Consider the following 11,848-nt stretch of genomic DNA (forward strand, 5'->3'; position numbering starts at 1 on the left):
GCGACGCGCCCTACCCGCCGGGGGGGCCGCGCCCGGCCGGGGCCGGCCCCGGTCCCGTGGTCCCGGGCCCGGTGACCCCCGGTCCGGTCGCACCGGGCGCGCCGCCGCGCGGACCGTTCACCCCCGGCCCGGTCACGCCCGGTCCGGTACCGCCCGGCGCGCCGCCCGCGGCCGGTCCGGTGCCGCCGGGCCCGTTCCCCGGCCGCCCCGCCCCCGGCGCGCCGGGCCCCGGTGCCCCTGGTCCGGGCGCCACGCCCCCGCACGGCACGCCCCCGCCGTCCTACGGCGCCGCCGCGCCCGGTGCGGCCGGTGCGCCGACCGCCGCGTTCCCGCCCTTCCCGGGCGCCGCCCCCGGCGACCAGGGCCCGCCACCGGGCGGCCGCCCCTACCTGCCGCCGACCGCGCCCGCGGCCGCTCCGCCCGCCGCCCCGCCGAACGGCTACGGCTACCCCCAGGCCCCGCAGCCCGGCGCCTTCCCCGGCCACGCCGCCGCCCAGTCCACCGGCCGCTTCACCGCCCCCGGGGCCCCGGCCGGCCCCCCGCCCTTCGGCACGCCCCCGCCGCCGCCCGCCGGACCGCCGACCGGCTACGGCTACCCGCCGCCGCACCAGCAGCCGCCGAGCTTCCCGATCGGCGCCCCCTACCAGGACCGGCCGGAGGACGACGCCCCCCGCCCCCGCCGCACCCCGCTGCTGATCGGCGTCGGCGTGGTCCTGGTGCTGGCCGTCGGCGGCGGCTTCGTGCTGGCCACCCAGAACTCCGGCTCGGCGAGCACCGCCCCCAAGGCCGCCCCGCCGGCCCAGGCCCCCGCCGCCACCGCCACCGGTTCCGCCACCCCCGGTGACACCGCCCCGCCGTCCGCCGGCGCGAGCCCCGGCGGCAGCGCCAGTCCCAGCGCCGGACCCAACGCGCAGACCCAGGCCAAGGCCCTGGACGACCTGCTCACCCGCGGCGAGAGCGCCAAGGCCCCGATCGGCAGCGCGGTCGCCACGGTGGGCAGCTGCCCGGCCAAGGCCGACATCGACGCCGCCGCCCAGACCTTCGACTCCGGCGCCACCCAGCGCGACCAGCTGCTCGCCGACCTGGCCAAGCTCGACCTCTCCGACCTGCCCGGCGGGGCGGACGCGGCGGCCACCCTCAAGTCCGCCTGGCAGACCTCCGGCGACATCGACCGGGCCTACGCGGCCTGGGCCCGTACCGTGAGCGCCCAGGGCTGCGGCGCCAACAAGAGCGCCCCCTCGACCCCCGACAAGCAGAAGGCCGACGACCTCAACCCGCAGGCCACGCAGGCGAAGAAGGACTTCGTGGCAAAGTGGAACGCCCTGGCGAGCAGCTACGGGCTGGCCAGCCGCACCTGGGACAGGATCTGACCGCACCGTGAACCGCACGACCCGCCGCACCGCCCACCGCACCGCCCTGGCCGGCAGCGTCCTCGGCCTGCTCGCGCTGACCGCCTGCGGCGGCCCCGCCGCCTCCGCCCCGGCCGCGGCCGTGGCCGCGCCGCCGGCCACCTCGCCGGTCGCGGCGACCGCCGACCCGTCCGCGCCGGACAGCACGGCCGCCGCCGCTCCGAGCGGCGCAGCCTCCGCCACCGCTTCCGGCCCGGCCGCCGCCGGCCCCACCGCCGCCCGGCCGCTGGCCGGCCGGACCGTGCTGCTGGACCCGGGCCACAACCCCGGCAACGCCAACCACCCCACCGAGATCAACCAGCAGGTGGACGTGGGCAACGGCCACAAGGAGTGCGACACCACCGGCACCGAGACCAACGCCGGCTACACCGAGGCGGACTTCACCCTGGACGTCACCCACCGGCTGCGCGACCTGCTGCAGGGCCTGGGCGCCACCGTGGTCCTCACCCAGGACGGCGACCGGCCGTGGGGCCCGTGCGTCACCGAGCGCGCCGCGATCGGCAACGCGGCGCACGCGGACGCGGCCATCTCGGTGCACGGCGACGGCGGCCCGGCCTCGGGCAGCGGCTTCCACGTGATCATGCCCGCCAAGGTGGTGGCCGGGAAGGCCGACACCCGCCCGATCACCGATCCCTCGCACCGCCTCGGCGTGCTGGTCCGGGACGACTTCCAGCGGGCCACCGGCGAGCAGTTCGCCGACTACATCGCCGACCAGGGCCTGGACACCCGCGACGACCTGGGCGGGCTCAACCTGTCGACGGTCCCGAAGGTCTTCATCGAGTGCGGCAACATGCGCAACGCCGGCGACGCCCAGCGGATGACCGACGCCCAGTGGCGCCAGCGGGCCGCCCAGGGCATCGCCGACGCCTTCCGCGCCTTCTTGACCGGCTCCTGACCGGCTCCCGACCGGCCGTCGCCCGTCCGGAGCGAGGCGATGGCCCCGGCCACCGGAACCGGTCAGTAGAATCACTGCCCGTTCAGCACGAACACCGAAGCAACGAGGGGACCGATCAGTGAATCTGCGCGCGCTCAGCAGGGGAGATGCCGCCGTCGCAGTGGCGGCCTTCGTCCTGCTCGTCTCGTCCTTCCTGCCGTACTGGTCGATCGGGTGCGACCTGGACGCGTGCTCGTCCAGCGCCTGGAGCAGCAACCTGTTCCCGATCCTGCCCTCCGAGTACCTGCTGGGGATCTTCGCCGCGGCGCTGATCCTGCTGCAGCGCTTCCAGGGCGAGGCCGCCAGGACCCGCCAGATCCTGGGCCTGCGGCTGGACCAGTGGGGCACCTCGTTCGCCGTCGTGGCGCTGTGGACCGCGCTCTGGTCGCTGGGCGCCGGCTCCAACCACTCCTGGGGCGCCTACCTCGGCCTGCTCGCGGCGCTGGTGCTGGCCGGCGCGGCGGTGGCCGGCCCGCTGGTGCCGGCGCTGCAGGCGCCGCTGCTGACCGACAAGCCGGCCGTGCCGCAGGGCTACCCGCAGCAGCAGGGCTACCCGGGCGCCCAGGGCTTCCAGCAGCCGGGCGGCTACGGCTACCCGGGGCAGCCGCAGGTGCCGGGCCAGACCTTCGGCGGCCAGCCGCAGCAGCCGGGCGGCTACGGGTTCCCGGCCCCGGGTGCGGGCCCGCTGGGCCCGGGCCAGACCTTCGGCGGCCAGCCGCAGCCGGGCCAGGCGTTCGGCGCCCAGCCGCAGCCCGCACCGGGGCAGACCTTCGGCGGCCAGCCGCAGCCGGTCGCGGCTGCGGTCGGCCAGGAGTCCCCGTTCGCGCACCCGGCCCAGGAGTCCCCGTTCGCCCCGGCGGCCCAGGAGTCCCCCTTCGCGCAGCCCGCCCCGGCCGCCGCGCAGCCGCAGGACGCCTTCGCCGCCGCGCCGGTGGCCGAGGCGCAGCGCGAGGTGCCGCCGCCGTCGGCCGCCGAGCAGACCGCGGTGCTGCCGCCCGCCGTGGGCACCGGCCCGGCCCCGGCGCCGGCCGCGGAGTTCGCCCCGTTCTGGTTCGCCGTGCCGGAGCCGCGCCGGCTGGCGCCCAAGGACGGCCCGGCCGGCCCGCCGGTCGGTGAACTGCTGCCCGGCACCTGGTACCTGGCGGTCGACCAGCGCGGCACCGCCCTGGTGGCCCAGCTGCAGGACGGCACCCAGGGCGTGCTGCACGACGTCACCGGCATCCAGCGCGGCTGACCCGAGCCCGAACGAACCGCGAAGGGCCCGGGGGGAGCGACTCCCCCCGGGCCCTTCGCGTCACGGCGTCAGCAGCAGCCCTCGGCCAGACCGCTCGGCAGCCCGGCCGCGCCGAAGACCGCCACCGTGGCCGGGTCGCCGCCCAGCGCCGCCACCGCGAGCAGCAGCGCGCCCGCCGTCCAGGTGGTGCGCTCCTCGGGCCAGATCGCCCGGTCCTCGAAGACGTAGCCGGTCCAGTAGGAGCCGTCCTGGTGGCGCAGCTGCCGGTGGATCCAGTGCAGGATCTCCAGGGCCCGCTCCGCATCGCCCACCGCCCAGAGGGCCAGGGCCAGTTCGGCGCTCTCGCCACCGGTCACCCAGGGCCGGTCGCTGACGCAGCGCACGCCCAGGCCCGGCACCACGAACCGGGACCAGTCGGCCTCGATCCGGGCCAGCGCCTCGGGCCCGCGCAGCGCGCTGCCCAGCACCGGGTAGTACCAGTCCATCGAGTAGCGGCCCTTGTCGAGGAACCGCTCCGGGTGCCGGGCCACCGCGTGCCGCAGCCGCCCGGTGGCCAACTCCCAGTCGGGCTGCGGCTCGTCGAGGTGCTCGGCGATGGCCAGACCGCACCGCAGCGCGTGCAGGATGCTGGCCGAGCCGGTCAGCAGCGCCTCCGGCGCCGGGGTGCCGTCCTCGTCCAGCCGCCAGGCGATCGGGCCGCCGGGCAGCTGCAGGCCGACCGTGAAGTCCAGTGCCCGGCGCACCACGGGCCACAGTTCGCGCAGGAAGTCCTCGTCCCCGGTGGCCAGTTGGTGGTGCCACAGGCCAACGGCCAAGTACGCGCAGAAGTTCGTCTCGATCGCCCGGTTGCTGACCTCGTCGACCGGGTCCGCGCCGTCGCCGAAGTAGCCCGCGTACCAGGAGCCGTCCGGGTTCTGACGGTCCGCCAGCCAGCGGTAGGCGCGCTCGGCCGCCCGGTGCTCGCCGGCCGCGTCCAGCGCCATCGCGGCCTCGGTGTGGTCCCAGGGGTCCAGGTGGCCGCCGGTGAACCACGGGATCGCGCCGTCCGGGCGCTGCTCGACCAGGATGCTGCGCACCGTCGCGGCCACCTGCTCGGCGTCCAGCAGACCCGGCAGCAGCAGGCTCTGGGGCGCGGCCACGCCCTCCGGGAGAGTCACGCACCCACCCGCTGCGGCTTGCTGGCGTAGGCGACGAAGCTCTTGCCGATCACCGGGTTGAGCGCGGCCTCGGCCGCCTTCGTGATCCTGCTGATCACCGGCGTGCCCACGATGTCCCAGACCAGCAGCTGGTGGTAGGCCCGCACCGGCAGCGCCTTGTCGTTGTCGACACCCACCGCGCACTTGATCCACCAGTACGGCGAGTGCAGCGCGTGCGCGTGGTGGGTGCCGTACGGGGTCAACCCGGCGTCGCGCAGCTTGTCCAGCAGCTCGTCGCCCCGGTAGATCCGGATGTGGCCGCCCTCCACCTCGTGGTACTCGTCGGAGAGCGCCCAGCAGATCTTCTCCGGCAGCCAGCGCGGCACCGTGACGGCCAGCAGCCCGCCGGGCTTGAGCACCCGGAACATCTCGGCGAGCACGCCCTTGTCGTCCGGGATGTGCTCCATCACCTCGGAGATGATGATCTTGTCGAAGGTGTCGTCCTCGAACGGCAGGTTGAGCGCGTCGCCCTCCATCGCCACCGCGGAGGCGCCCTCGGGTGCCTCGCCCGCCGCGGCCATGGCGTCGAACCACTTCTTCACCTCGGCGATCTCGTCGCCGTTCTGGTCCAGTGCGACCACGTTGGCGCCGCGGCGGTAGCACTCGAACGCGTGCCGGCCCCCGCCGCAACCCAGATCGAGCACCCGGTCGCCGGGGGCGAGCGGGAAGCGGGAGAAGTCGACGGTCAGCACTGCGGGACTCCCATGCGAGGTTTCTGACGGAGGGTGGGGAAGAAGCTCAGAGGTAGCGCCAGCCGGGTCCGGAGCGGGCCCGGTGCCCGGCTCCGGTGGCGATCGCGGCCCGGTACCGGTCGGCGGTCCGCTCGGCGGCGCGCTCCCAGGTGAACCGGGCCAGCACCCGGTCCCGGCCGGCCGCGCCGAGCCGGGCCCGCAGCTGCGGGTCGTCCAGCACCCGGCCGAGCGCCTGGGCCAGCGCCCCGGCGTCGCCCGGCGGCACCGCCAGGCAGGTCTCGCCGTCCGGCCCGGCCACCTCGGGGATCGCGCCGCCGGTGGTGGCCACCAGCGGCGTCCCGGTGGCCATCGCCTCCGCGGCCGGCAGCGAGAAGCCCTCGTAGAGCGAGGGCACGCAGGCCACCTCGGCGGACCGGAACAGGTCCACCATCTGCTGGTCCGTCAGCCCGGTGCGGAACTCGATGTGCCGCTCCAGGCCGAACCGCCGGACCGCCTCGGCCACCGGGCCCTCGCCCTGCTTCTTGCAGACCACCACGAGGTGCGCGTCGCGCTCGGTGCGGACCTTGGCCAGCGCCTCGACCAGGAAGACCAGGCCCTTCAGCGGGACGTCCGCGCTGGAGGTGGTGACGATCCGTCCGGGCACCACCGGGACCTGCGGATCGGGCGACCAGAGCCGGGTGTCGGCGCCGATCGGGACCACCGAGACGTTGCGGGCGGGCGCACCCAGCTGCGCCACGATGTCGGTCTTCGAGCTGTCGGAGACCGTGATGATGTGGTCCAGCCGGGCCGCCACCCGGCGCTGCATCCGGGTGAAGGCGTACCAGCGGCGCAGCGAGAGCCGGCGCAGCCGGGTGTCCGCCGCCGCCAGCTCCAGCCGGCGGTCCTCGGTGACCGGGTGGTGCACCGTGGTGACCAGCGGGAAGCCGTGCCGCTCCAGGCCGAGCAGGCCGTAGCCCAGGGTCTGGTTGTCGTGCACCACGTCGTAGCGGCCGCGGTGCCGGGCCAGGTACTGGCGGGCCCGCAGCGAGAAGGTCAGCGGCTCGGGGAAGCCGCCGGTCCACATGGTGGCGACCTCCACCAGGTCCACCAGGGAGCGGAGCTCGGCGGGCTTCGGGGTGCGGAACGGGTCGTCCGCCCGGTACAGGTCCAGGCTCGGCAGCTCCACCAGCCGCACCGATCCGGGGCCGGGCACCTCGTCCAGCACGGGGTACGGCTGCGCGCCGATCACGTCGACCTGGTGCCCGAGCCGGGCCAGTTCGCGCGAGAGGTGGCGCACGTACACGCCCTGGCCGCCGCAGAACGGGTCGCCGCGGTACGACAGCAGCGCGATCCGCAGTGGCCGCGCGGCGGTGGCGGGTGGCTGCCCTGTCATGGTCGGCCCCTTCTGCCCACGCCCGCGGGGCCGAGCGTGTGAACACTGAGAGACCTCGAAGATACCGGCCCGTAGCTTTCCGGACCGAGCCGGGGATGGTGATTCACGCCACGCCGGGAGCACGGCCCGGGCGCCCGCGCGCCCCCGGCCGGCCGGCGGCCCCGGCGGCCCCCGCCGCCGGGGCGTTCCCCCCGTTCACCGCTGGTCCGGCCAGGTCGGGCCCGGCCGGCCGCCGACCGGCGTGCCCGGCGGCTCCACCCCCGTGGGAGCCGCCGGGCGTGCGGGGACCGGGACGCCCGGCAGCCGGTACCAGGCCTGCCGGTCGCCCTCCGGGAGCCGGACGGTGAGCGGACGGTACCGGTCCGCCCCGCTCCCTTCGCCGTCCCCGTGCAGCCGGTCCCGGTGGAGCTCGTCGCTCACCACGACCAGCAGCACCGCGGCCGGCGCCGCCCGCATCAGCCGCGCGGCCTCGGCGCTGCCGCTCAGCCGGCGGGCCAGCTCGACCGCGGGTCCGGACCGGCCGCGCGGGTCGGCGGTCACCGGCCCGGCGTGCAGGCCCACCCGCAGCCGCAGCACCTCGCGGGCGTTGCGGTTGCCCTGCCGCAGGGTCTGGTGCAGGTGCTGCAGCCAGGCGCCGAGCAACAGCTGCGGCGGCACGCCGGGCGCGACCACGAAGAGGATCCCGTCCTCCCGGTCCTCCCGGTGCACCTGCGGTTCGGCGATCCCGGCCCGGTGGATCGCCTCCCCGCTGATCCGGTACAGCTCGGCCCGCACCGGCGGACGCAGCGGGCCGGCCGCCCGACCCGGCTGCTGCACCGCCAGGCTGATCACGAAACCGAACCTCACCTGCTCCGCCATCCGCTCCCCTGCCCGTTCCCCCGGAACCGCCCGGCCCCTGCGCCCAGGGTGCCGCAGACCCCGGCCGGGCGCTGTGGCCGTTTACTCAGCCCGGTCCGCACGCGGTCCGGGCAGCCGCGGCGGTGCGGTTAGAGTCGTACTCCGGCCGTGCCCGGCCCGGCCGGAGCGGCAGCGGGGCCCGCGCGGCCGCCCGCTGTCCAACGGAAGGTCCTGTCACCGCCATGCGCACCCCCGCCCGTACCGGCGCCGCCCTGCTCACCGCCACCCTGCTGACCGGCCTGGCCACCGGCCCCGCCCTGGCCGACGCCACCGCCTCCCCGTCGGCCGCCCCGGTGGCCCCGCCGGCCGCGCTGTACGGCAAGGGCGACCCGACCTACGACGGGGTCTGGCGGCAGTCGCTGGCGCTGACCGCGCTGACCACCGCCGGGGTGGCCCCGGCCGACGCCGCGGTGGACTGGCTGACCGGCCAGCAGTGCGCGGACGGCGGCTGGCCCTCGTTCCGCGCCGACACCGCCACCGCCTGCACCGCCGCCGCCGAGGACAGCAACGCCACCGCCGTGGCCGTGCAGGCGCTGGTCGCGCTCGGCGGCCACCAGGACACCGTCGACAAGGGCGTGGCCTGGCTCAAGGCCAACCAGAACGCCGACGGCAGCTGGGCCTACAACCCGGGCAACCCGGGCGACGCCGACTCCACCGGCCTGGCGGTCAGCGCGCTGCGCGCCGCCAAGACCGACCCGACCGCGGTGGCCAGGTCCGGCCGCACCGGCCTGCAGGCGCTGGCCGCCCTGCAGGCGGGCTGCGACACCGCCGCCGACCAGCGCGGCGGGCTCGCCTACCAGGCCACCGCGGGCACCGCGCCGACCGCCAACCCGCTGGCCACCGCGCAGGCCGCGCTGGCCCTGGCCGGCGGCGAGCTGCCGGTGCCGGCCGGCAGCCCGGACGGGGCCGCGCCCAAGGCCTGCGACGCCTCGGCCACGCCGGCCGAGAACGCCGCGGGCTACCTGGACCGGACGCTGTCCGCGAACGGCGAGCACCTGATGCTGGCGATGCCCGGGGCCACCCCCGCCCCGGACTTCGCGGCCACCTCCTGGGCCGCGCTCAGCCTGGTCCGCGCCGGGCACCCGGTGCAGGCCAAGGCCGCGGTGGACTGGCTGGCGGCGAACGCCGGGTCCTGGGCCAAGGGCGCCAAGGGCACCGACGCGGCGGCCACCGCCACCCTGGTCCTGGCCGCCCGGGCCACCGGAGCCGACCCGCACGCGTTCGGCGGCACCGACCTGGTCAAGCAGCTCACCGAGGCGGGCCCGGCCCCGAAGACCCCCGCCGCCGCGCCCGCCGCGGCGGGTCCGGGCAAGAAGAGCGGCGGCTCCTCCTCGATGTGGACCATCGGCGTCGGGCTGCTGATCGGCCTCGGCGGCGGGCTCCTGATCAGCCTGAACCGCAAGCGCGCCAAGTGACCCTGCCCCGGGCCCGGTTGGCCGGCGCGCTGCTGGTCTGCGTCCTCGCCCAGTTCGCCGCCGCCGGGCCCGCGGGTGCGACGGCGTTCCGGTACTGGTCGTTCTGGCGCTGGACCGGGACCGAGTGGGCGTTCCAGCAGCAGGGTCCGGCGGTCTTCGTGCCGGCCGACGGCGCGGTGGACGGCTGGCGGTTCGCGCTCAGCCCCGACGGGGGCCAGCAGGCCGCCCGCCCCGGCGGCACCGCGCAGTTCGCCGCGCTCTGCGCCGGCACCCCGCCGCGCCCGGGCTACAAGCGCGTCGCGGTCCTGCTCGACTTCGGCACCGCGGCCGACGCGCCGTCGGCCGGTGCGGTGCCGGCTCCCCGCAGCGGCTGCGCCCAACTGCGCCCGGACGCCACCTCGGCCGAGGTGGTGGCCGCCGTCGCGCCGCCGCTGCGCTACGACACCGGCAACGGCCTGCTCTGCGCCATCGCCGGCTACCCCGCCGCCGGCTGCGGCGAACCGGTGGCCGCACCGGCCGCCGCCGACCCCGCCGCGGGCGCCTCCGGCGCAGCCACGACCCGCGGCACACCGGTCCTCCCGCTGCCCGCCGCGCTGGCCCTGATCGCCGCGGTCGGGGCCGGTGCGGCCGTCCTGCTGCGGCGGCGGCCCGGATGACCCCGCGCGCCCTGCACCCCGCCGCCTGGTGGCTCTGGGCCCTGGGTCTGGCCACCGCCGCCTCCCGCTCCACCGACCCGCTGCTGCTGGCCCTGATCGCCGCCGTGGCCGGCTTCGTGGTGGCCGCCCGCCGCAGCAGCGCGCCGTGGGCCCGCTCCTACGGGACCTTCCTGCGCCTGGGGTTGGCGGTGCTGGCCGTGCGGCTGCTCTTCGCGGTCCTCCTCGGCTCCCCGGTCGGCGGCTCGCACACCCTGCTGACGCTGCCCCAACTGCCGCTCCCCGGCTGGTTCCAGGGGATCCGCGTCGGTGGCCGGGTGAGCCTGGAGAGCCTGCTGTTCACGGGCTGCGACGCACTGCGGCTGGCCACCCTGCTCGGCTGCGTCGGCGCCGCCAACGCCCTCGCCTCCCCCACCCGGCTGCTCAAGCTGCTGCCCGGCGCGCTGCACGAGGTGGCGGTGGCCGTGGTGGTGGCCGTCTCGTTCGCCCCCAACCTGGTGGCGGACGTGCGCCGGCTGCGCGCCGCCCGCCGCCTGCGCGGCCGCCCGGACCGCGGGGTGGCGTCCGTGCTGAGCGTGGGACTGCCGGTGCTGGAGAGCGCCCTGGAGCGGTCGCTGGCGCTGGCCGCCGCGATGGAGACCCGGGGCTTCGGGCGCACCGCGCCGGTGCCGCGCCGGGTGGCCGCGGCCACCCGCGCCCTCACCCTGACCGGCCTGCTGGCCTGCTGCGCGGCGGTCTTCGGCCTGCTCGGCACCGACCGGGCGCCGTGGGCCGTGCCGCTGCTGGCCGCCGGCGCGGCCGCGGTGGCCGGTGCACTGGCACTGGGCGGCCGCCGGACCGTGCGCACCCGCTACCGGCCCGACCCGTGGGCCGCCCCCGAGTGGCTGGTGGCCGCCTCCGGGCTGGCCGCCGGCGCGGCCGTGGTGGTGCTCAGCGGCCGCTACCCGGACGCCTTCACCCCCTCCCTGGTCCCGCTGGCCGCGCCCCGGCTGCCGCTCTACGCCGCGCTGGCGGTGCTGCTCGCGCTGCTGCCCGCCGTCGCGGCCCCGCCCCCGCCCCCGCTCCGGAGGACCGCCCGCCCGTGATCACCTTCGAGCAGGTCTCGGTGCACTACGCCGACGCCGACGCCCCCGCCCTGACCGGCGTCGACCTGACCGTCCCCGAGGGCGAACTCTGCCTGCTGGTCGGCCCGTCCGGGGCGGGCAAGTCCACCCTGCTGGGCACCGTCAGCGGCCTGGTCCCGCACTTCACCGGCGGCACCCTGCACGGCCGGGTCACCGTGGCCGGCCGCGACACCCGCCACCACCGCCCGCGCGAACTGGCCGATCTGGTCGGCACGGTGGGCCAGGACCCGGGCGCCCGGTTCGTCACCGACACGGTGGAGGAGGAGCTGGCCTACGGCATGGAGTCGCTGGGCCTGGCGCCGGCCGTGATGCGCCGCCGGGTCGAGGAGACCCTGGACCTGCTCGGCCTGGCCGAGTTGCGCGACCGCCCGCTGGCCACGCTCTCCGGCGGCCAGCGCCAGCGGGTGGCGATCGGCTCGGTGCTGACCGTGCACCCGAAGGTCCTGGTGCTGGACGAGCCCACCTCCGCGCTGGACCCCGGCGCGGCCGAGGAGGTGCTGGCCGTGGTGCAGCGCCTGGTGCACGACCTGGGCACCACCGTGCTGCTGGCCGAGCACCGGCTGGAGCGGGTGGTGCAGTACGCCGACCAGGTCCTGCTGCTGCCCGGCGACGGCCGGCCCGCGGTGCTCGGCGCGCCGGCCGAGGTGCTGGCCCACTCCCCGGTGCGGCCCCCGGTGGTGGCCCTGGGCGAACAGGCCGGCTGGTCCCCGCTGCCGCTGTCGGTGCGCGACGCCCGCCGCCGCGCGGCCCCGCTGCGGGCCCGGCTCGCCGCCGCGTCGCCCGCGCCCGCCGTCCCGTCCGCCGTGCCGTCCGCAGCGCCGGGCGCCGAGACCGGCCGGCTGGCGGTCCGGCGCGGCCCGGTCCCGGCGCTGCGGTCCGTCTCGCAGTCCCTGCGGGCCGGCGAGATCAACGCACAGATGGG

At 77.5% G+C, this 11,848-nt stretch carries 11 protein-coding genes; 7 read left to right on the forward strand and 4 right to left on the reverse strand.

The window, feature by feature from the left end:
- From ACFW1A_RS31575 to ACFW1A_RS31585, 3 genes are all read left to right on the forward strand, one after another.
- Nucleotides 1-1,370, forward strand: a 1,370-nt coding sequence (locus tag ACFW1A_RS31575) for a hypothetical protein (RefSeq protein ID WP_380414881.1), incomplete at its 5' end; no start/stop codon positions are given.
- 7 nt (nt 1,371-1,377) lie between these two features.
- Entirely contained in the window at nt 1,378-2,304 is a 927-nt protein-coding gene (locus ACFW1A_RS31580; protein WP_380414883.1) for an N-acetylmuramoyl-L-alanine amidase, read from the forward strand.
- A 160-nt stretch (nt 2,305-2,464) separates the two neighbouring features.
- Entirely contained in the window at nt 2,465-3,577 is a 1,113-nt protein-coding gene (locus ACFW1A_RS31585; protein WP_380414885.1) for a hypothetical protein, read from the forward strand.
- Nucleotides 3,578-3,645: 68 nt separating this feature from the next.
- Here the strand turns inward: ACFW1A_RS31585 and ACFW1A_RS31590 are convergent, their stop codons facing one another.
- The 4 genes from ACFW1A_RS31590 to ACFW1A_RS31605 all read right to left on the reverse strand — a co-directional run bounded on the left by ACFW1A_RS31590 (nt 3,646) and on the right by ACFW1A_RS31605 (nt 7,695).
- Entirely contained in the window at nt 3,646-4,734 is a 1,089-nt protein-coding gene (locus tag ACFW1A_RS31590) for a prenyltransferase (RefSeq protein WP_380414887.1), read from the reverse strand.
- Nucleotides 4,731-5,465 carry a class I SAM-dependent methyltransferase gene (locus ACFW1A_RS31595; protein WP_380414889.1) on the reverse strand — a complete coding sequence of 245 codons (735 nt, stop codon included), beginning with the start codon at nt 5,463-5,465 and terminating at the stop codon, nt 4,731-4,733. The genes ACFW1A_RS31590 and ACFW1A_RS31595 overlap by 4 nt, the downstream gene beginning before the upstream one ends.
- Before the next feature lie 46 nt (nt 5,466-5,511).
- Nucleotides 5,512-6,837 carry a glycosyltransferase family 4 protein gene (locus ACFW1A_RS31600; RefSeq protein ID WP_380414891.1) on the reverse strand — a complete coding sequence of 442 codons (1,326 nt, stop codon included), beginning with the start codon at nt 6,835-6,837 and terminating at the stop codon, nt 5,512-5,514.
- A 195-nt stretch (nt 6,838-7,032) separates the two neighbouring features.
- The gene (locus ACFW1A_RS31605; RefSeq protein ID WP_380414893.1) at nt 7,033-7,695 is read right to left on the reverse strand and encodes a hypothetical protein; all 663 of its coding nucleotides are present in this window, start codon (nt 7,693-7,695) and stop codon (nt 7,033-7,035) included.
- A gap of 221 nt (nt 7,696-7,916) precedes the next feature.
- On the opposite strand from ACFW1A_RS31605, the gene ACFW1A_RS31610 reads away from it, so the two are divergent.
- From ACFW1A_RS31610 to ACFW1A_RS31625, 4 genes are all read left to right on the forward strand, one after another.
- Nucleotides 7,917-9,149, forward strand: a complete 1,233-nt coding sequence (locus ACFW1A_RS31610; protein ID WP_380414895.1) for a prenyltransferase/squalene oxidase repeat-containing protein — start codon at nt 7,917-7,919, stop codon at nt 9,147-9,149.
- Nucleotides 9,146-9,805: an SCO2322 family protein gene (locus tag ACFW1A_RS31615; RefSeq protein ID WP_380414897.1), complete on the forward strand. Its 660-nt coding sequence runs from the start codon at nt 9,146-9,148 to the stop codon at nt 9,803-9,805. The genes ACFW1A_RS31610 and ACFW1A_RS31615 overlap by 4 nt, the downstream gene beginning before the upstream one ends.
- On the forward strand, nt 9,802-10,887 hold the full coding sequence (locus ACFW1A_RS31620) for a CbiQ family ECF transporter T component (protein WP_380414899.1): 1,086 nt from the start codon (nt 9,802-9,804) through the stop codon (nt 10,885-10,887). Before ACFW1A_RS31615 ends, ACFW1A_RS31620 begins: the two co-directional genes overlap by 4 nt.
- A partial coding sequence (locus ACFW1A_RS31625; protein WP_380414901.1) for an energy-coupling factor ABC transporter ATP-binding protein occupies nt 10,884-11,848 on the forward strand: 965 nt, incomplete at its 3' end. The genes ACFW1A_RS31620 and ACFW1A_RS31625, both read left to right, overlap by 4 nt.

Origin of the sequence: Kitasatospora sp. NPDC058965, assembly GCF_042741245.1 — a bacterium.
In the GTDB taxonomy this organism is placed as follows: domain Bacteria; phylum Actinomycetota; class Actinomycetes; order Streptomycetales; family Streptomycetaceae; genus Kitasatospora.